This window comes from Eudoraea algarum (assembly GCF_050589645.1).
In the GTDB taxonomy this organism is placed as follows: Bacteria; Bacteroidota; Bacteroidia; order Flavobacteriales; family Flavobacteriaceae; genus JBNGOQ01.
Genome location: NZ_JBNGOQ010000002.1, coordinates 41594 through 60024, shown reverse-complemented (window position 1 = coordinate 60024; position 18431 = coordinate 41594). Strand labels below are relative to the sequence as shown.

General features: G+C 44.2%; 20 protein-coding genes. 11 read left to right on the top strand and 9 right to left on the bottom strand.

The genetic code is table 11. The annotated features are described in order from the left end of the window. The first annotated feature begins 88 nt into the window (after nt 1-88). Complete coding sequence (locus tag ACRD67_RS06545) at nt 89-685, top strand: TetR/AcrR family transcriptional regulator (RefSeq protein WP_430966255.1); 597 nt, start codon at nt 89-91, stop codon at nt 683-685. Nucleotide 686: 1 nt separating this feature from the next. On the opposite strand, the gene ACRD67_RS06540 is transcribed toward ACRD67_RS06545, so the two are convergent. Next, nucleotides 687-2171 (bottom strand): PorP/SprF family type IX secretion system membrane protein, encoded by a 1485-nt coding sequence (locus ACRD67_RS06540; protein ID WP_430966254.1) that lies wholly within the window; start codon nt 2169-2171, stop codon nt 687-689. Between the two features lie 118 nt (nt 2172-2289). On the opposite strand from ACRD67_RS06540, the gene ACRD67_RS06535 reads away from it, so the two are divergent. Continuing rightward, entirely contained in the window at nt 2290-2835 is a 546-nt protein-coding gene (locus ACRD67_RS06535; protein WP_430966253.1) for a SixA phosphatase family protein, read from the top strand. On the opposite strand, the gene ACRD67_RS06530 is transcribed toward ACRD67_RS06535, so the two are convergent. Then, the gene (locus ACRD67_RS06530; protein ID WP_430966252.1) at nt 2825-3583 is read right to left on the bottom strand and encodes a DUF6503 family protein; all 759 of its coding nucleotides are present in this window, start codon (nt 3581-3583) and stop codon (nt 2825-2827) included. The two genes, ACRD67_RS06535 and ACRD67_RS06530, sit on opposite strands and share 11 nt — an antisense overlap. A gap of 93 nt (nt 3584-3676) precedes the next feature. Here ACRD67_RS06530 and smpB point away from each other — a divergent pair, with 93 nt between their 5' ends. Then, nucleotides 3677-4138, top strand: coding sequence for an SsrA-binding protein SmpB (gene smpB, locus ACRD67_RS06525; protein ID WP_430966251.1), 462 nt, complete (start codon nt 3677-3679; stop codon nt 4136-4138). Nucleotides 4139-4171: 33 nt separating this feature from the next. On the opposite strand, the gene ACRD67_RS06520 is transcribed toward smpB, so the two are convergent. Further along, nucleotides 4172-4813 carry a protein-L-isoaspartate(D-aspartate) O-methyltransferase gene (locus tag ACRD67_RS06520; RefSeq protein WP_430966250.1) on the bottom strand — a complete coding sequence of 214 codons (642 nt, stop codon included), beginning with the start codon at nt 4811-4813 and terminating at the stop codon, nt 4172-4174. 125 nt (nt 4814-4938) lie between these two features. Between ACRD67_RS06520 and ACRD67_RS06515 the strand changes: the two genes are divergently transcribed. From ACRD67_RS06515 to ACRD67_RS06480, 8 genes are read left to right on the top strand one after another with little or no spacing between them, the layout of a single operon-like run. Next, nucleotides 4939-5913, top strand: a complete 975-nt coding sequence (locus ACRD67_RS06515) for a Gfo/Idh/MocA family protein (protein ID WP_430966249.1) — start codon at nt 4939-4941, stop codon at nt 5911-5913. Further along, entirely contained in the window at nt 5910-6797 is an 888-nt protein-coding gene (locus ACRD67_RS06510) for a 3-hydroxybutyryl-CoA dehydrogenase (protein WP_430966248.1), read from the top strand. The genes ACRD67_RS06515 and ACRD67_RS06510 overlap by 4 nt, the downstream gene beginning before the upstream one ends. 5 nt (nt 6798-6802) lie before the next feature. After that, complete coding sequence (locus ACRD67_RS06505; protein ID WP_430966247.1) at nt 6803-8038, top strand: DUF1015 domain-containing protein; 1236 nt, start codon at nt 6803-6805, stop codon at nt 8036-8038. A 56-nt stretch (nt 8039-8094) separates the two neighbouring features. Continuing rightward, nucleotides 8095-8754 carry a YggS family pyridoxal phosphate-dependent enzyme gene (locus tag ACRD67_RS06500; RefSeq protein WP_430966246.1) on the top strand — a complete coding sequence of 220 codons (660 nt, stop codon included), beginning with the start codon at nt 8095-8097 and terminating at the stop codon, nt 8752-8754. Nucleotides 8755-8777: 23 nt separating this feature from the next. Beyond that, nucleotides 8778-10133 carry an exonuclease domain-containing protein gene (locus ACRD67_RS06495; protein ID WP_430967151.1) on the top strand — a complete coding sequence of 452 codons (1356 nt, stop codon included), beginning with the start codon at nt 8778-8780 and terminating at the stop codon, nt 10131-10133. Between the two features lie 3 nt (nt 10134-10136). After that, the gene (locus tag ACRD67_RS06490; protein WP_430966245.1) at nt 10137-10973 is read left to right on the top strand and encodes an ion transporter; all 837 of its coding nucleotides are present in this window, start codon (nt 10137-10139) and stop codon (nt 10971-10973) included. After that, complete coding sequence (miaA, locus tag ACRD67_RS06485; RefSeq protein WP_430966244.1) at nt 10973-11896, top strand: tRNA (adenosine(37)-N6)-dimethylallyltransferase MiaA; 924 nt, start codon at nt 10973-10975, stop codon at nt 11894-11896. Before ACRD67_RS06490 ends, miaA begins: the two co-directional genes overlap by 1 nt. Continuing rightward, nucleotides 11889-12383 carry a gluconokinase gene (locus ACRD67_RS06480; protein ID WP_430966243.1) on the top strand — a complete coding sequence of 165 codons (495 nt, stop codon included), beginning with the start codon at nt 11889-11891 and terminating at the stop codon, nt 12381-12383. The genes miaA and ACRD67_RS06480 overlap by 8 nt, the downstream gene beginning before the upstream one ends. Nucleotides 12384-12622: 239 nt before the next feature. Here the strand turns inward: ACRD67_RS06480 and ACRD67_RS06475 are convergent, their stop codons facing one another. The 6 genes from ACRD67_RS06475 to ACRD67_RS06450 all read right to left on the bottom strand — a co-directional run bounded on the left by ACRD67_RS06475 (nt 12623) and on the right by ACRD67_RS06450 (nt 18428). After that, nucleotides 12623-13330 carry a response regulator transcription factor gene (locus tag ACRD67_RS06475; RefSeq protein WP_430966242.1) on the bottom strand — a complete coding sequence of 236 codons (708 nt, stop codon included), beginning with the start codon at nt 13328-13330 and terminating at the stop codon, nt 12623-12625. A gap of 5 nt (nt 13331-13335) precedes the next feature. Then, on the bottom strand, nt 13336-14916 hold the full coding sequence (locus ACRD67_RS06470) for a sensor histidine kinase (protein WP_430966241.1): 1581 nt from the start codon (nt 14914-14916) through the stop codon (nt 13336-13338). A gap of 80 nt (nt 14917-14996) precedes the next feature. After that, nucleotides 14997-15584, bottom strand: coding sequence for a dephospho-CoA kinase (gene coaE, locus ACRD67_RS06465; protein ID WP_430966240.1), 588 nt, complete (start codon nt 15582-15584; stop codon nt 14997-14999). Beyond that, nucleotides 15581-16534 carry a CdaR family protein gene (locus tag ACRD67_RS06460; RefSeq protein ID WP_430966239.1) on the bottom strand — a complete coding sequence of 318 codons (954 nt, stop codon included), beginning with the start codon at nt 16532-16534 and terminating at the stop codon, nt 15581-15583. The genes coaE and ACRD67_RS06460 overlap by 4 nt, the downstream gene beginning before the upstream one ends. Then, nucleotides 16531-17550: a glycosyltransferase family 2 protein gene (locus ACRD67_RS06455; protein WP_430966238.1), complete on the bottom strand. Its 1020-nt coding sequence runs from the start codon at nt 17548-17550 to the stop codon at nt 16531-16533. Before ACRD67_RS06455 ends, ACRD67_RS06460 begins: the two co-directional genes overlap by 4 nt. A gap of 65 nt (nt 17551-17615) precedes the next feature. Further along, entirely contained in the window at nt 17616-18428 is an 813-nt protein-coding gene (locus ACRD67_RS06450) for an enoyl-ACP reductase FabI (RefSeq protein WP_430966237.1), read from the bottom strand. Nucleotides 18429-18431 lie beyond the last annotated feature (3 nt).

Genomic DNA, 18431 nt, shown 5'->3' with positions numbered 1-18431 from the left:
ATGGTATTTCACCGGGCTGTCTTTTTTATTTAAAAATATATACCATACAGTATATAGTTTTTTTATATTCGTACTAAAAACCGGGAGTATGTCTACCAAAGCCGAACGCACCACAGCCTACATCATTGAAACAGTAGCTCCTATTTTTAATAAACACGGATATGTGGGCACCAGCATGAGTGATTTGACCGAGGCTACCGGACTGACCAAAGGGGCCCTTTACGGGAATTTTGAAAACAAGGAGGCCCTGGCGTTAAAGGCTTTTGAACATAACCGCAAATTGTTGCTCAACGAAATCGACCAAAAGCTCGATATCCCTGGAACGGCCTTGGACAAACTTTTCTCCCTTACCGATTTTTATCGCCATTACGATGAGTTTACCTATGAAATGGGCGGCTGTCCAGTGCTCAACGTAGGTTTGGATGCCCAGCATAACAATAGTTTGCTGGCCGCTGCCGCCAAGGAAACGGCCAAGACTATAGAAGGTAAGATAGCTTTGGTACTGGAGAACGGGGTGAACAATGGAGAACTGAAGTTTCCGGTTACCCCTCTGCAATTCGCAAAACAATTGTATACCATGCTACAGGGTGCGGTCTCCATGGCTTCCTTGACCAGAGATCGGAAATACCTACTGAATACGGTGGCCTACCTGGACCAACTCATCAAAAAAGAAATAACCAAATAAACTAGTCCCCCAGCACCCTGAAGATCCAGGTCTCATCCGAATAGTTCCCGTCAAAATTGGAATCCCTGGCCTGTTGTGCTTCCTCGCGCGTGTTATACCTTCCCAGATACACGTAATTGTAACCGTTTAGACTTCGGTAAAAGGACTGAGGGCGCATGCCCCGCTTCCTAAGCGTCTCCATAAAGGCATCGAAGTATTTTTTGGTACCAAAGACATTGGCGATCACATAATAGCCAGCTTCCAATCCGTCTTCGGACTTCACCTCCTCATAACGCTCCTTTGTTTTCGGTGGTGCTGCCTTCTGAAGTTGGGCCAAACTGTCCTGTACGGCTTTTTTTCTTGCCGCAGCGGCTTCAGCCAATTTAAGCGTATTTAAGGAATCCAATCTTTTCTGTTCCAGTAATTCCCTCGCCGCTTCCGCTGCCCTTCGCTGTTTAATGGAATCCAATTTCCGCTGTTCGGCCAGACGTTGTGCCAGGGCCCGGGCCTTTGCTTTTTCAACAGCGGCCAGGGAGTCCTTGTTCTTTTCCTGCGGCAGCTCCTCCTTTTCTTCAATCAATACCAGTTGCTCTTCCTCCTCGAAGCCAACCACATTCTTACGAAGGTCCCCGGGTCCAAAATCAAAGGCGGTGACAATTTCCAGGGTAGGATCCCGGTCCTCGAGCTCGGTATCCACCCCAAATTCGACCAATGCACCGATAGACCATTTTTTAAAGAACTTGCCGCCAAGGCCCCCGGAAACCCCATAGTAACTATTGTACCCTCCCTGTACCCAAAACTTCGAGGCCGAGAACAAGGTAGTGAGACCGTATTGGGTATCCCCCTCAGAAGGGGTCTTTACATATATCAATGGCCGTAAAAAAGCACTGTCGGGAGTCCCGGGATCCAGTGGAAAGTCGTAGTTTACAAAACCTAGGTACATTTTGTCCGAGGGTTGGGTTTCCCGCTGCTTGTTGGAAAAATTAAAATCGAACAAATTTTCGGAAGCGATGCCCGCACTGAACCTGTCCACGGTAACACGGACCCCTAGTGCCGCTTGTGCGATAAAATTATCTACCGTTTCGAGTGATGGTCCCTGCGGATTTGGATTTTGCAAGAGATCATCATTGGCCAATTCCCGCTTAAACGCATAGATGTTGGTCCCTACCGCTAGTTGGGTGGAACGCCCCAAAGCAAAGGTATAAGCATAGTTAAAAAGCCCTCCTATGTGGAGAAATGTTCCCGTATTATGTTGCAAATATCCAAGGCCGTAGACCGATTGGGCATCCAAACGCCCGGTATAGCTTAGAAACAAGGTGCTGGGGTCCGCGTCAATGGTCTGCCATTGCCATCGGGTCCAAAGCGCCAATGACCTAGGGTCATTTTGCTCCAAGGAAAATGCCGGGTGGAACAAGTTGGAATTGAATTGGGTCAGGTTATGCTGGCGTAAGTCTGTGGGCAGCGCAGTATCCTGTCCCCAAATAAAGGAAATCCATAGCAAGCCCAAAAAAAAACAGTACGCCCCACGCATACCTAAAATAACAAAAAACAAAACTATTAGATACTATTTTCTGCTTATATTAGTTAGATATTACAATATTATCGACATAAAACAATCCAAACCCATGATGAAAGTTGCCAAACCTGTCGTGCTATTCTTACTTTGTACCCTATTCCTGGCCTGTAAGGAAGAGCAGAAACTACCAGCAGAACCCGTAGACGCGCTTACTTCCACTTTCTACTTTATTAGGCATGCCGAAAAAGACCGGAGCGACCCGGAAAACATTGATCCGGAACTGACGCAGGATGGCCTGGGCCGTGCCATGAAGTGGGCAGAAGTGCTAGACCATGTTGCCTTGGACGCAATCTATACCACCGACTACGAAAGAACTTCGATGACAGCCGCCCCAGCTGCCGTCAAACAAGATATCACGGTACAATATTACGATCCCCGTAATGTTGATTTGGAAGCATTTAAGGCGGCCAATTTGGGCAAAAATGTTTTGGTGGTAGGCCATAGCAATACGACGCCCGATTTTGTAAATAAAATGATCGGAGAAGAAAAATACGATGGGATGGACGATACCGATAACAGCAGTATGTTCATTGTGCAGATTACTGGCAATAGCACAACGGACATCCGGCTCAAAATAGATTGGGTCAAGAACTGACCAAAATGCTGTCCAGTTCTATTTTAGATAATAGCTCCAATTCCCCTTTTACATAGAGGCTGTCCATGGATAAAATAGGACTGTTCTTGTCCGCCGCTTTATAATTTTCGTAATCCACAAAGCGTATGCCCTGGATGTACCTTTCGTTATAGGCCCTTCTAAATCGCAGACCACCCCCATCCACATGGAACACATAAGCCAAATAATCGGGTTTAAAGGTCGCCTTGTTGAACCAGTATACATAAACATCATCAAAGTCGTCCCCTCCGCCTACTTCATCAAAAGTGACCTTTATTTTATAGTACTCCTGTTCGTTGATCGTAACCTCACCCAGAAACTCCTTGTTCACGGCCACATCGTTTAGGCCGTAGGGCAGCTTGGCAAAATAGTGTACCGAATTCACGGAATTGGAATACCTGCCAGCCATGGAATCACTGACCTGCACTTCCGCGTCGTTTACGAAACGCTGAAATCCAGTATTGGTCTTGATATCCTCGATACGTGTAGAATCTGTAAGGGTAACACGGGTCAACACCTTCTTGCCATCCTGTAGTCTATAGGTATACGTCCTATCCCGAAAGGTGAAAGAGACATTGCTGGTCCTGTGCAGGTCACCCCCGCTCACGGCTATGGCCTTGTCCACAATCTGTTGTGCAGAGGGTAGCGTAGCCGTTTGCTCCTTGCAGGAGAGCGTGCAAAGTGTCAGGGCAAAAACAAATACTGGGTTTATCAATTTTTTTGTCATCATCTTCATCTGTGTTTCTTCCCACAAAGATGGCCATAATTAATCTATTTTTCACCAATTGATTATCCCATAATTGTTCCTATTTTTGTCCCTCCTATGCAGCAAAACGTCAACATAAAGAATAAAAAGGCCAAATTTGAGTATGAGCTACTGGATACCTATGTCGCAGGCATTGTGCTTTCCGGGACGGAAATAAAGTCCGTACGATCCAGTAAGGCCTCCATATCCGAAAGTTTTTGCGAATTCAATGAACGCGGTGAGCTTTTCGTAATCAATATGCAAATTGACGAGTACAGCCATGGTACGCATTATAATCATAAGCCCAAGGCCGAGCGTAAATTACTGTTGAACAAGGTGGAACTCAAAAAATTGGAAAAAGAAGTCAGAAATGCCGGACTTACCATAGTTCCACTAAACCTTTTTATAAATGACCGAGGTTTTGCGAAGGTCAAAATTGCCTTGGTCCGGGGTAAAAAGCTATACGACAAGCGGGAAACGATAAAGGACCGAGATAACAAAAGGAACCTGGACCGTATCAAGAAAAATTTCAACAACTAAAACGCCCTTCCACTAACCTAAGTCCTGTTACAACTAGTTCTTGTCCTCCAAAAGCGGTACAAAGCGGAAAGATCCATAGGTTGTCTTTTCAAATTCCTTCTCTGATTTCCGCAAATAACGTGTCATTATTTGCTCTTCCACACCTATAGGAATGACCAGTCTTCCGCCTATCTTCAATTGGGCCATAAGGGCTTTCGGTACTTTGGGAGCTCCAGCGGTCACCACAATGGCATCATAGGGAGCTTCCTCGGGCAAACCCTTGTAACCATCCCCAAAGATCACCTTCTTGGGCCTATAGCCCATTTTTTTGAAAAAAATGTTGGTTTTTTTGAAAAGTTCCAACTGTCGCTCTATTGTATAGACCTTGGTCTTCAGATGTAATAATACTGCGGTCTGATACCCACTTCCCGTACCTATTTCCAGGACCTTATCCCTGGGTTTGAGCTCAAGAAGGGCGGTTTGAAAGGCCACCGTGTAAGGCTGGGAAATAGTCTGTTCCGCTCCTATGGGAAACGCCTTGTCCTGATAGGCGTGATCTTCAAAACCACTGTCCAAAAATAAATGCCTGGGAACTGTGCGTATGGCATCCAATACCGTTTTGTCAGTTATTCCTTTAGCCAATAAGGTATCGGCCAATTTGTTGCGCATTCCACTATGTTTTAACGTATCCTTCAAGGGTTTGGTTTTGGTGTTACGAAGGTAAAGAAATCAGAATGAAAAAATGAAAATTGATATAATATCGAAAGAATACATTACCCTATTTTACAATTAATCTCCTTACTTTTGAAAAAACAAAATGTATGCTAAAAGCAGGAGTCCTCGGAGCGGGCCATTTAGGCAAAATTCATCTGCGCTTGCTCAACGAATCCAAAAAATATACCTTGGTCGGTTTTTATGATCCCGATGCCATAAACGGCAAAAAAGTAGCCGACGAGTTTGGATACCGCTATTTCGATAATATCAATACACTGATCGATGCAGTAGACGTAGTGGATATTGTTACCCCGACCCTCTCCCATTTTGATTGTGCCAGAAAGGCCATGGAAAAAGGCAAACATGTCTTTATCGAAAAACCAGTCACCAACACGATTGAAGAGGCGGAAACCCTGCTAAAGCTGGAAAAAGAATACAGGGTTAAAGGACAGGTAGGCCACGTAGAACGATTTAACCCGTCGTTCACGGCCGTAAAGGAGAAGATCCAGGAACCCATGTTCATAGAGACGCATCGCCTTGCCGAGTTCAACCCTAGGGGTACGGACGTTCCTGTGGTGCTAGACCTTATGATCCACGATATTGATGCCATTTTAAGTGTAGTGAACTCGGAAGTAAAACAGATCAATGCCAGTGGGGTTTCCGTAATCAGCAAATCGCCCGACATTGCCAATGCCAGGATCGAATTCGAAAATGGGTGTGTGGCCAATCTCACGGCCAGTAGAATTTCCCTGAAAAATATGCGTAAATCAAGGTTCTTTCAAAGGGATGCCTATATTTCTGTAGATTTTCTGGAGAAGAAGGTAGAGGTGGTGAAAATGAAGGACGCCCCGGAAAATCCAGGGGATTTTGATATGATCTTACAGAATGCCGAGGGTGAAAAAAAACAGATTTATTTTGAGAATCCGGCTATCAAGACCAATAATGCAATTTTGGATGAATTGGAGACCTTTGCCGATGCCATACAAAACAATACAGTCCCCGTGGTAAGCCTAGAACAGGGGGCTAAGGCCTTAAAAGTGGCCCTACAGATTATCGAATCCTTTAAAAAGAACCAAGAATGAATACCATTGCAGTTATTGGGGCCGGAACCATGGGAAATGGTATAGCCCATGTTTTTGCACAAAAAGGCTATAAGGTTAATCTTATAGATGTCTCCAAGGCTTTTTTGGATAAAGGTGTAACCACCATTGCCAAGAATTTGGACCGTATGATCTCCAAGGAGCGCATTACCGAGGCCGATAAGAAGGCCACATTGGCCAATATTGACCCGTATACGCAATTGGCCGAAGGAGTAACCAATGTGGACCTCGTGGTGGAAGCGGCCACAGAAAATATAGAGACCAAACTCCATATCTTTCGCGAGCTCGATGCACTCTGCGAAGCACATGTTGTCCTGGCCTCCAATACCTCGTCTATTTCCATCACGCAAATAGGTGCTGTCACCCAGCGTCCGGACAAGGTTATCGGGATGCATTTTATGAATCCGGTGCCAGTGATGCAATTGGTAGAAATCATCAGGGGTTACAGCACATCCGACGAGGTGACGCAAAAGATTATGGAGCTGTCCAAGGCATTGGGAAAAACACCGACGGAGGTAAATGATTATCCCGGTTTCGTAGCCAATAGGATATTGATGCCCATGATCAATGAGGCAATAGAAACCCTGTTTCACGGCGTGGCGGGGGTCAATGAAATAGACACCGTAATGAAATTGGGCATGGCCCATCCCATGGGCCCCTTGCAACTGGCAGATTTCATTGGACTGGATGTATGTCTCTCCATTCTCCATGTGATGTACGATGGTTTCAAGAATCCCAAATACGCTCCCTGCCCCCTATTGGTCAATATGGTAGCGGCCGGGAAGTTAGGGGTTAAGTCCGGGGAAGGTTTCTATGATTATTCCGCCTCCCGAAAAGCGGAAAAGGTAGCGGCCCAATTCAACTAAGTGGCATGGCAATCATAAAACCGTTCAAGGCCATTAGGCCTACCAAGGACAAAGTGGCGTCGGTAGCCTCCCGTTCCTATGAAGAATATCCAAAAAAAGAGCTGGAAGCCACCCTGCGCTATAACCCCTTCTCCTTTCTACATATCATTAACCCCGGCTTTAAGTTCGATAAAAGAGTAAAGGGACAGGAACGCTTTACACTGGTCCACAACCGTTATCTGGAGTTCCTTGAGGACAATGTCCTGATGAAGGATGCCAAGGATAGCTTCTATGTATACAAAGTGGAAAAGGGGGCTGCCAGTTGCTGCGGCCTTTTTTGTGCCACCAGCACGGTAGATTATGAAAATGATGTCATCAAAAAACATGAAAACACCCTGCAAAAACGGGAAACGCTTTTTGCCGATTACCTGGATACTGTAGGTTTTAATGCGGAACCCGTGTTGATTACCTACCCCGACAAAGAAAGTATTGCCGAAATCATCCAAAAGGAAACCCGGCAAGATCCGGAGTACTATTTTACTACAACCGATAAGGTAACACACAAATTATGGGTGGTCTCGGACAAAAAAACAATCCAAAAGCTGCAGGTAGAATTCGGCAACATCGATTCTATATATATTGCCGATGGCCATCACCGAAGTGCCTCTTCCTATCTTTTTGCACAAAATTCCAAGCGACAAAATCCGAATCATACAGGTAAGGAGCCCTATAATTTCTTCATGAGCTATTTGATTCCCGAATCCGAAATCAAAATATATGAGTTCAATAGAATGGTTAAGGATCTTAACGGACTTTCCAAAGAGGAGTTTCTAATTCAGGTAGACGCTTTTTTCAGAATCGAGAACAGGGGAAATCTGCTCTATAAGCCCCTTAAAAAACATCATTTTAGTATGTATTTGGATGGCGAATTCTATTCGCTCTATCTGCGTAAAAAAATCTACACCTTTGATGATTCCTTGAGTGAACTGGACACCCAAATCTTGTTTAAGACCATCTTGGAGCCTATTTTGGGCATCAAAGACCTTAGAAACGACAAACGAATCCAATACGGTTATGGGAAATACAATGTAATCCGGATGAAGGACGAAATCGATCAAGGGAAATTCGCTGTTGGATTCAGCCTGGTACCCGTTACGATAGAGGAAATAAAGGCAATCGCGGACGAGGGCCTTGTGATGCCCCCAAAGAGCACTTATATTGAGCCCAAATTGAGAAGCGGCATCACTATTTATGAATTTTGAACAAAGCCCCTTCGATTACCGCACCCTTAATCTACAAAGTTTGAAATGAACAAGATATGTCCATTAAAGAAAATTTAGACCAAATAAGACATGCCCTTCCCGAAAATGTGGTGCTCGTAGCGGTATCCAAAACCAAACCAATAGCGACTATTTTGGAAGCATATGAGGCTGGCCAAAGGGTTTTTGGGGAAAACAAGATTCAGGAAATGACTGCGAAATGGGAGGCCCTTCCCAAGGATATCATATGGCATATGATCGGGCATGTGCAACGTAACAAAGTGAAATATATGGCCGCTTATGTTGCCATGATCCACGGCGTGGACAGTCTAAAATTACTAAAGGAAATAGACAAACAGGCCCGGAAACACCAGAGGGTTATTGATTGCTTATTGCAGATCCATATAGCGGAGGAAGAGACCAAATTTGGACTTAGCGAGAGTGAGCTGGAGGAGTTGCTCCATTCCGAGGACCTGACGGAGCTAGAACATGTTAGGATTGTTGGACTCATGGGGATGGCCACCTTTACATCGGATGTAGGGCAGGTACAAAAAGAGTTCAGGTATTTGAAAGCGATTTTTGGGACCGTCCAAAAAAAGATTCCAGAATTATCCGTCCTTTCTATGGGAATGAGCGGCGATTACAAGTTGGCAATTGCTGAGGGAAGCACTATGGTCCGGATAGGAAGTAGTATCTTTGGCGCAAGAAACTACCTTTGAACAGATTCAACATACACGAGGCCATGTATGCCATATTGGATATAGAAACCACCGGTGGAAAGTACAACGAGGAAGGTATCACGGAAATTGCCATCCATAAATTTGATGGCCATAAAGTGGTGGATACCTTCATAAGCCTGGTAAACCCGGAAAAGGAAATTCAGCCCTTTGTAGCAAATCTTACCGGAATCAACAATAAAATGCTGCGTACGGCACCTAAATTTCATGAGGTGGCCAAACGTATCGTAGAAATTACCGAGGATACCGTATTGGTTGCACATAATGCGCAATTTGATTATCGGATACTGCGGACGGAATTCCGAAGATTGGGCTTTAATTTTGAACGAAAAACCCTGTGTACCGTGGATCTTTCCAAAAATCTGCTCCCCGAAGCGGATTCATACAGTTTGGGAAAATTGGTCCGGTCCCTTGGCATTCCGGTAAGCGATCGGCATAGGGCCAATGGTGATGCGCTGGCAACACTTCAACTGTTTAAACTGCTGCTCAATAAAGATCTGGACAAATCGATCATGAAGGGCATCATACGCGAAGAGTCGCTTGGCGAACTTTCACCCAGGCAACTGGATATCGTAGAGCAATTGCCATCCGAGACAGGCCTGTACTACATGTACAATAAAGAAGGGGAAATCATTTTTTTGGGCAAAAGCAAAAACCTAAAAAAAAGGGTGAACCAACATTTTACCAGAAGCGGGGAAACGGCAAGAAAAATACAGAAGGAAACCAAAAAGGTGACCTTTGAGCGTACCGGGAACGAATTGATCGCCATCCTGAAAGAACAGGAAGAATTGGGCCGGAACAGGCCCAAATACAACTTGAATTACCAACAACAATTATTTTCACACGCCCTTTATAAAAGTGTAAGCACGAAAGGGTATTTTACGCTAAGGCCAGACAGGCTAAATGGTACCTCGGGTAGGATAACCACCTTTGCCAGCCTTGAGGGGGCAGTGAACCTATTATCTAAAATAAACGATGAATTTCAACTTTGCGATAAATTAAATGCAATCCCCGATGCCCGTTGTAGCTGTGTAAAAACCAATGCTGAGGACTGCCTGCAGCATACAGAGGTTACATGGTACAACCACCGGGTGGAACAGGCCATTGAAAAATACAGCCTTTCGCAAAAAAACTCCGTATTGATCGACAAAGGTCGGGAGGTAGGGGAACACAGTGCCATACTGATTCAAAATGGGATGTTCAAAGGCTTGGGATTTTACAATTTAAACCACCAAATAAATAATATTCATATCTTAGAATCCATAATAACGCCCATGAAGGGCAATATCAACACCACACATATCATAGAATCCTATCTTAGAAAACGGAAAGTGTTGAAAATTTTGGACCTGGATCATTAAATTTTGAAGGAAGAAAAGCCACATAAAAGTTGGAAAACCAAGATCCACGAGGTTATCTATGGCACACATACCCCGGCCGGAAGGCTTTTTGACATCATCCTACTTATAGTAATCGTCTATAGTGTCATTATAGTGATGCTGGAAAGCCTGCCTCGATTTGATATAAAATATCATCGTTTTTTGGATATTTCGGAATGGGTGGTGACCATTCTTTTCTCCATAGAGTACATCCTGCGGATCGTATGCATAAAAAAACCCAGTAAATATATCTTTAGTTTCTTCGGTATCGTTGATTTTCTTTCAACGGTTCCGAAATACCTGTCCTTTTTCCTCGTTGGCTCCCAATATTTGACGGCCTTTAGGGCTTTGCGATTGTTACGGGTCTTTAGAATTCTCAAACTGGTCCGCTTTGTAGGCGAATCCAACAACCTTATTAGGGCATTGAGTGCCAGTAGGACCAAGATTATGGTCTTTGTGTTTTTTCTTGTGATCATTTCAGTCTTGCTGGGCACTACCATGTATTTGATAGAAGGCCCCGAGCACGGTTTTAATAGCATTCCCCACAGCGTGTATTGGACCATTGTAACGCTCACCACAGTGGGGTATGGAGATATTTCGCCCGAAACGGCATTGGGGCAGATTATTGCTACGGTCATTATGATCATCGGATATGGTGTCATCGCCGTTCCAACAGGTATTGTATCGGCCGAATACGCCTCCTCGAAAAAAAAGCTCCCCAAGGAAGATATAGGAAGATCATGTACCGACTGCGGTACCGAGATCCTGCGTGCCGATGCCCATTACTGCAGAAAATGCGGGCATAACCTAGGAGAGGATTGATGGCCGGGAAGACACTGATCAGTATCGTGGGCCCTACGGGAATTGGTAAGACCAACTTGGCCATTCGGTTGGCGGAACATTGGGGTACCGAGATCGTTTCGGCCGATTCCAGACAGTTTTACAAAGAAATGTCCATTGGTACCGCCGTGCCTTCGGTATCGGACCTACACCGCGTAAAACACCATTTCATACAGCACAAAAGTATTCTGGACCCTTATTCCGTGGGTGATTTTGAACGCGATGCCCTGGCTCTTTTGGATGTTCTTTTTGCCAAACATCGTACCGTCATCCTGGTGGGCGGCAGTGGGCTATATGTAGATGCCGTGAACAAAGGGCTGGATGTTTTTCCCAATATTGACCCCAATATCCGAAACGAACTGAACAACGTCCTCAGTGAATACGGCCTTGGGCCCCTGCAATCAAGGCTGCAGGAATTAGACCCGGAACACTATAAAAAAATAGACCGGGAAAATCCCCATAGGCTCATACGTGCTCTCGAGGTCTGTATGGGTACAGGAAAACCCTACTCCTCCTTTTTGGGTGCCAAGAAAGAGCAGCGGCCCTTTAGGGCCATCACCCTGGGTATCCGGGCAGACCGGGTGGTGGTCTATACCAGGATCGATCAAAGGGTAGACCAAATGATGGCCAACGGACTTTTGGAGGAAGCTCGTTCCTTGGAAAAACACAAAGGACTGAATGCATTGCAAACTGTGGGATATAAAGAACTTTTTAGTTATTTTGAGGGGCAATGCGATTTAGAATTTGCCGTTTCCGAAATAAAGAAGAACAGCCGTAGATTTGCCAAACGGCAACTTACCTGGTTTAAAAAAAATGAAGACACAATTTGGGTAGATTATGATGCCGACATAAAAGCGATCATTTCACAGGTGGAAACGCGCTTAAAACTGGAAGGATATGAATAATAGCGGTGCCTATATTTTTTTTGTGATGGGAGTTTCCGGCTGTGGAAAGTCGACCATCGGCAAATTACTTGCCAAAACGCTGTCGATCCCTTTTTATGATGGGGACGATTACCATCCCGAAACCAATATTGCGAAGATGAGCGCCGGAGAGCCTTTGAACGACCAAGACCGTGCCGGATGGCTCCGGACCCTCAATAGGCTTGCAAGGGAAAATGCAGCTACCGGTGCGGTGATAGCCTGCTCCGCTTTAAAAGTGTCCTACAGAGATCTGTTGAAGGAAGGTATGGAAACACAAACGAAATGGGTTTATTTGGAAGGTAGTTTCGCCGAAATTTTGGCCAGGCACCGAAACAGAAAAGACCATTTTATGCCTACGGATCTCCTGCAATCCCAGTTCGATATTCTGGAACCGCCAACAGACGCTCCGGGCATATCCATAAGCAAATCGCCCCAGGAAATAGTGTCCGAAGTACTTGCGCGAGTTTAGATGGCCGGAAGGGCAAAACATCCTCTCCCTTCTTTCCTGCCTGCCTGCCAAGGCGTAAGGCTTAAAATACGGGCACCTTTCCAATTCAATATGTCCTTTGTGAAACTACATATAGGCTCCTCCCCTAAGCTAGGGGAAGTGGATTTCGGCCGAGCACAGCGAGCGTCGGAAGACGGAGAGGTAAAACAAAAAACCGCCCCAAAGGGCGGTCCTATATGTAATGCACTAGGTTTTTACCACTACTCCGTTTTAATGACCAATCTAAATCCTTCCCCATGGATGTTCAGTATCTCTACCGTATCGTCACGCTTAAGGTATTTCCGAAGTTTGGCGATATACACATCCATACTCCTGGACGTAAAGTAATTATCGTCTCTCCAAATTTTGGTCAAGGCCAGTTCCCTGGGCATCAAATCGTTCTCGTGTAGGGCCAAAAGCCTTAACAGTTCATTTTCCTTGGGGGAGAGTTTTATGGCCTCCTCGTCCTTGTACTTCAAAAACCGAAGCTTGGAATTAAGATGGAAACCACCAATATTAAACTCGAACTGTTTGCTGTCTGCCAGTGTATTGGACGCCTTGCGCTGCAGTATAGCGCGTAGTTTCATCAGCAATACCTCCGAATCAAAAGGTTTGTTCAGATAGTCATCTGCCCCTGATTTGTATCCCTTAAGCACATCCTCCTTCATGGTTTTGGCCGTTAGAAAGATTATGGGCACGTTCTCGTTCTTTTCCCGTATTTCCTTGGCCAGGGTATAACCGTCCTTATAGGGCATCATTACATCCAGGATGCAGACATCAAAATTATCTTTTTTGAATTTCTCGAATCCTTCCATACCATTCTTGGCCAAGGTTACATCAAAATCGTTCATTGATAGGTAATCCTTTAGCACAATTCCAAAATTTGGGTCATCTTCGACCAATAATATCTTCTTGTTCGCTGTTTCCATAAATTTTAAATTAAAGGTAGTTTTATATAGAAAGTACTTCCTTTTCCTTTTTCACTTTCTGCATAGACTTCCCCTTGATGATCATCTATTATTTTTTTTACGTAGGCTAGGCCTAAACCATGCCCTTTAACATTATGTATATCTCCAGTATGTTCCCGATAGAACTTTTCAAAAACCTTTTTTAGGACCGCCTTGCTCATTCCTGCTCCCTGATCCTGTATCCTGACAATAATAAAATTCTTTGCAACTTCTGTAAACACGTCTATTTTGGGTGCCTCGGGTGAATATTTTACCGCATTGTCCAAAATATTCACAATTACGTTGGTAAAATGCATCTCGTTGGCCAAGACTTCCGATCTTACCGCATCCAAATGTGTATTTACGTATCCGCCCCTATCGCCCACTATAAGTTCTATATGGGTAACGGCATCCTTAATGATGTCGTGCACATTAACCCTATCCTTACTGATATCCAACTGATTCTTTTCCAATTTGGATATGCGCAATACGTTCTCTACCTGCGCATGCATACGCTTGTTCTCGTCCCGAATCATCTGAAGGTACCTAATTACTTTATCCTTTTCCTCTATTATCTTAGGGTTTCGGATGGCTTCTACCGCCAGATTTATAGTGGCAATAGGAGTTTTGAACTCATGCGTCATATTATTGATAAAGTCCGATTTTATCTCGGATATCTGTTTCTGTTTTATCAATTGATAAATGGCGCTGGAATACGCTACTACAATGACCAGTGTAAACAAGGTAGACAAGAGGACCATGCCCAAAATGGACTGCCATAGGAACCTTTCCTTTCTGGGGAAAGATATCAATAGGGAAAAATCCGTATTCCCTTCGCTATCCTTAAAAATAGGGGCCTTGTAGAGTGCGGTCTTCGCATACTTAAAGCGTCTGGACTTTACTTTTGTAGGCAGGCCTTTACTATACACCCCATACTCGTAATTGATGTCCAATCCCCTGTTTTCAAGTTCACGGTTCAATAGTAGTTCTATCTTTTGCTTGGATATCCTTTTATGGATGGGCACAGTCTTAGCAAACTCGCCAAAGACATCCTCGTATTGCGCCTTTTCCAAGGCCGATAGACCTCCTATTTTTTCCAATTTTTGAACCGGCGTCAACTTGTACTGTTTACCGTCCAGACCAAAGTCTTCCTTGAATATGGTCTGCGTTCGCTTGCTGGTATAACTCTTAATGGTAGTGGTATCGGAACCCTGACCATTGTCAAAGAACGTAGATGCAATATTGTAATCTTCCTCTAATATTCCATGCGAATAAAAGAGTATCTCGTTCGAATTAATATCCCTATCAACAAAAAAGAAATTACTTAAGTGGGAACTTTGTGGTTTTCCGATACTATCCCTTAACTCAAAATACCGATCAAAATAATCATTTCTCTCACCATCCTCAATCTTATCGGTGACCTCGTTCAGGACCTCCGATACGGCATTGGAAAATTGTTCTTTCTTATCCTCTACTGATTGTTTTATCCAATACCCCTGAACAAAAATAATCCCCACTAGGGAAAGGCTCATGAGTATTACCAGAAGGACAAATAACCTCTTGTTCATTTTTTTGTAAAATTAGAAATTTAACATATAGCGGATTGCGTGTTTAACCTAACCTTAACAATAATGTTAAAATTTATGGGTTATTGCGATAAACCGAGGAGTTGCTTGTGAATTTCCCGAACCTTTAGTTTTGTTTTTTCAATATCCACATTTTCAATTACAAAATCTGCCAAGGTCGCTTTCTTGGCATCTTCCCATTGGTTCCGCATGCGATCGCGTATCTTCTCTTCGGCATGTCCATCTCTATTTATAACTCTCTGAATTCTAATATTTTGTGGGGATGTCACTAAAATAATCCGGTCATAGGATTCATGGGAAGCGTTCTCAAAAATGATGGCTGCTTCTTGAATAACATAGGGCGTTTTCTGCTTCTTGGCCCAAGATTTAAAATGTTTTTTTACCGCCGGATGCACAATGGCATTCAGCTTTTTTAAGAGTTTCCCGTCCTTAAATACAAGACTGGAAATATAGGTTTTGTTTAACTTTTTATCTGTATAGGCCTCCTTTCCAAATAGTGCTATTATGGCTTTTTTCAATTTCTTGGAAGACTGCATCAGACGTTTGGCCTCAAAGTCCGAGTCGTACACCGGGATCCCCAGTTCTATAAACATCTCGGCTACGGTGGTTTTTCCACTACCTATCCCTCCTGTAAGTCCTACAATCATCATTCCCTTTTCAAAATATACTCTACCTGTGTTTCCAAAAGACGTACGCTGTGTAAGCCCTCTGGTTGTCGGCCCACGACCAATTGTAAGATCTTTTTGGAGTTCCCAGCCCTTTCATAGTCGGCCAAAAGCTGAAAATCCGCTGCGCTCAAATCCTTCAACTGGCCAATTTTGGCTTTACAGAGCAGCGACACCACATTGGGAAAGGTTTTGATCTCGGCCCCTTCGGGTACGTTAATAACCTGCACAGGGACTTCGATAATCCTTTCAGAAAAGCGGGAGACCTTTCCGGAAATTTGGATAGTCCGTTGCGAATAGGACGTATTCTCCAACATCTCTGGCTTGTTTAAGTTGAGGGTATGTGAAAAATCTGAATTTAGTTCCGGCAATATTAACGCTTCGGTCCTTGCCACCAAGATCGTATCAATTTCGTTTTTCGGTCCGGTGATAGTTATCTTATCGGGATCCAGCACCAGTTTGCCATCCAACAAATGGTTTTGGGCCAGATTAAGCTCTATGACGGGTTTTACGGGAACTTCCTTGGAATATACCTTAAAAAACTGAAAAAAGAGTGTGTCCCTATCAACGTCCAAAAGTCGCATGGAACCGGATAGTTGTCTTTCTATCTGATTTTTATAACTATCGTGAAGCACAAAATATTTGTTGCCCCTCTTCCCCATGGCCGAAAGATTTACTTTTACACGCTTGGGGCTAAAATTAAACCAAAGAAACTGGAAACCGTTTGCCCTTAGCTGGACTTCGATTTCATTTTTGGAGGCTCGGGTCAGAAACAAACTGTCCGGGACATTGATATACTCCAATTGAAAAGTAGCCCTATCCTCATAGGACTCGGACAGGTTGCTGATAAACCAGGCCAAGAAGGAGCTTATAAGAAAAAGTAAAAATATTTTTACCTTCCTTTTGCTCAAGCCCTTTCTAATCCTTGTTATCATACCTTCTCAAAAAATAAATCGGGAAACAACGCTTCCGGTTTCCTTTTGCTAAAATTAACCAAGATTGTCGACTTAAGAAAACCGAGACCATATCCATAAAACTGGATGCCTAAGGCAATCAGTGACAAAAAGGCTATGGACAAGCTTCTGTTTCTCAGCAACGCATCAAAAAAAACGACCCCAAAATACCCGATAAATGCCAGTATAGGCCAGGAACTAAAGGGCTGAGGACCAAAGATCCAGAAGGTGAGTGCACCTAAAAACCCAAAACAAAACAAGGTGGGGAACCAGTAGGAAAATGTGGCCGTACCCCGATGCCATAAATTGAGAATTGGCCTTACCTTTCCAAATTTGTTGACTTGAACATAAAATTTGTTCCAATTGATCCTACGCTTGTGATAGACAAAGGCATTTGGGATTAATCTAGTACCAAATCCCGCCTTCCAAATCCGAATGGTTAGGTCGGGATCCTCGCCCGGGTGTATATTCCCGTATCCCCCTGTTGCCTTAAAGGCCTCTTTGGAAATCCCCATATTAAAACTTCTGGGCTGAAACTTGTTCACCGAGGCTTTTTTGCCACGAATTCCGCCCGTAGTCAAAAAAGAGGTCATGGTGTGGTTAATGGCTTTTTGAACATTGCTAAAGGAAGGGTGTGCCGCATCAGGACCTCCATAACAGTCCACCGGGAAGTGGGTTAGGGATTCATCCACCTCGGTCAGGTAATGGGGCGGTAAAATGCAATCAGAATCCAAAACAATAAAGTAATTTCCCTTGGCGTGCCTCATACCGTAGTTTCTGGAATCACCGGGTCCTGTATTTTTTTTTGTCAAATAGGTAATGGAAAGACGGTCCTTGAACCCTGCGACCACCTCTTCCGAGGAAAGTGTGGATCCATCTTCCACGATTACGATCTCATAGGGCCTATCATAGGTCTGTCGCAACAGACTTTCGAGCAATTCCATAATCTCGTTTGGCCTGTTGTAAACCGGTATGACAAAAGAAAAGAAAAGACCCATTGTATTACTATAAAAATAAAAGCCATCCGTTCAAGGAGGATGGCTCTGTACGCTATGTCACGACATTATTCAGTAAACTGATCGATTACCTCCTGACTTACGCCAGTATTGGAAAAACCTCCGTCATGAAAAAGATTTTGCATGGTCACTTTTTTGGTGAGATCCGAAAAAAGGGACACCGTATAATCCGCACAATCTTGGGCCGTAGCGTTCCCCAAGGGCGACATTTTTTCTGCATAACTTATGAATCCATCAAAACCTTTGACACCTTGGCCTGCGGTGGTGGGTGTAGGTGATTGGGATATGGTGTTGACCCTAACTTTCTTTTCCTTTCCAAAAAAATAGCCGAAGCTACGCGCTACGGATTCCAGATAGGCTTTGTTATCTGCCATATCGTTGTAATCCGGGAAGGTTCTTTGAGCCGCCATATAGGTAAGGGCCACGATACTGCCCCATTCGTTCATGGCATCTGCCTTGTACAGACCTTGCATTACCTTGTGAAAGGAAAGGGCCGATACGTCCCAGCCCTTGGTAGTAAAATCGTATTTTTCATCAGTATAGGCGCGGCCTTTTCGAACGTTGACCGACATCCCAATGGAGTGCAGCACAAAATCCAACTTCCCACCTAAAAGTTCCATGGACTTCTGAATCAAATTGTCCAGATCCTCCTCGTTGGTAGCATCGGCAGGAATAATCTCTGACTTGGTCTTCGCTGCCAATTCCTTGATCTGTCCCATTCGCATGGCTATGGGAGCGTTGGTCAACACAAAAGTACCACCCTCCTCATGAACGCGTTCCGCAGTCTTCCAAGCGATGGAATTTTCGTCCAAAGCGCCAAATATGATTCCCTTTTTACCTTTTAATAAATTGTATGCCATGTT

What these genes read in the sequence shown, in the direction of transcription:
- ACRD67_RS06545 (WP_430966255.1), top strand. Translation starts at nt 89, where the DNA reads ATGTCTACCAAAGCCGAACGCACCACAGCCTACATCATTGAAACAGTA.
- ACRD67_RS06535 (WP_430966253.1), top strand. Translation starts at nt 2,290, where the DNA reads ATGATGAAAGTTGCCAAACCTGTCGTGCTATTCTTACTTTGTACCCTA.
- ACRD67_RS06530 (WP_430966252.1), bottom strand. Translation starts at nt 3,583, where the DNA reads ATGATGACAAAAAAATTGATAAACCCAGTATTTGTTTTTGCCCTGACA.
- smpB (WP_430966251.1), top strand. Translation starts at nt 3,677, where the DNA reads ATGCAGCAAAACGTCAACATAAAGAATAAAAAGGCCAAATTTGAGTAT.
- ACRD67_RS06515 (WP_430966249.1), top strand. Translation starts at nt 4,939, where the DNA reads ATGCTAAAAGCAGGAGTCCTCGGAGCGGGCCATTTAGGCAAAATTCAT.
- ACRD67_RS06510 (WP_430966248.1), top strand. Translation starts at nt 5,910, where the DNA reads ATGAATACCATTGCAGTTATTGGGGCCGGAACCATGGGAAATGGTATA.
- ACRD67_RS06505 (WP_430966247.1), top strand. Translation starts at nt 6,803, where the DNA reads ATGGCAATCATAAAACCGTTCAAGGCCATTAGGCCTACCAAGGACAAA.
- ACRD67_RS06500 (WP_430966246.1), top strand. Translation starts at nt 8,095, where the DNA reads ATGTCCATTAAAGAAAATTTAGACCAAATAAGACATGCCCTTCCCGAA.
- ACRD67_RS06495 (WP_430967151.1), top strand. Translation starts at nt 8,778, where the DNA reads ATGTATGCCATATTGGATATAGAAACCACCGGTGGAAAGTACAACGAG.
- miaA (WP_430966244.1), top strand. Translation starts at nt 10,973, where the DNA reads ATGGCCGGGAAGACACTGATCAGTATCGTGGGCCCTACGGGAATTGGT.
- ACRD67_RS06480 (WP_430966243.1), top strand. Translation starts at nt 11,889, where the DNA reads ATGAATAATAGCGGTGCCTATATTTTTTTTGTGATGGGAGTTTCCGGC.
- ACRD67_RS06475 (WP_430966242.1), bottom strand. Translation starts at nt 13,330, where the DNA reads ATGGAAACAGCGAACAAGAAGATATTATTGGTCGAAGATGACCCAAAT.
- ACRD67_RS06470 (WP_430966241.1), bottom strand. Translation starts at nt 14,916, where the DNA reads ATGAACAAGAGGTTATTTGTCCTTCTGGTAATACTCATGAGCCTTTCC.
- coaE (WP_430966240.1), bottom strand. Translation starts at nt 15,584, where the DNA reads ATGATGATTGTAGGACTTACAGGAGGGATAGGTAGTGGAAAAACCACC.
- ACRD67_RS06460 (WP_430966239.1), bottom strand. Translation starts at nt 16,534, where the DNA reads ATGATAACAAGGATTAGAAAGGGCTTGAGCAAAAGGAAGGTAAAAATA.
- ACRD67_RS06455 (WP_430966238.1), bottom strand. Translation starts at nt 17,550, where the DNA reads ATGGGTCTTTTCTTTTCTTTTGTCATACCGGTTTACAACAGGCCAAAC.
- ACRD67_RS06450 (WP_430966237.1), bottom strand. Translation starts at nt 18,428, where the DNA reads ATGGCATACAATTTATTAAAAGGTAAAAAGGGAATCATATTTGGCGCT.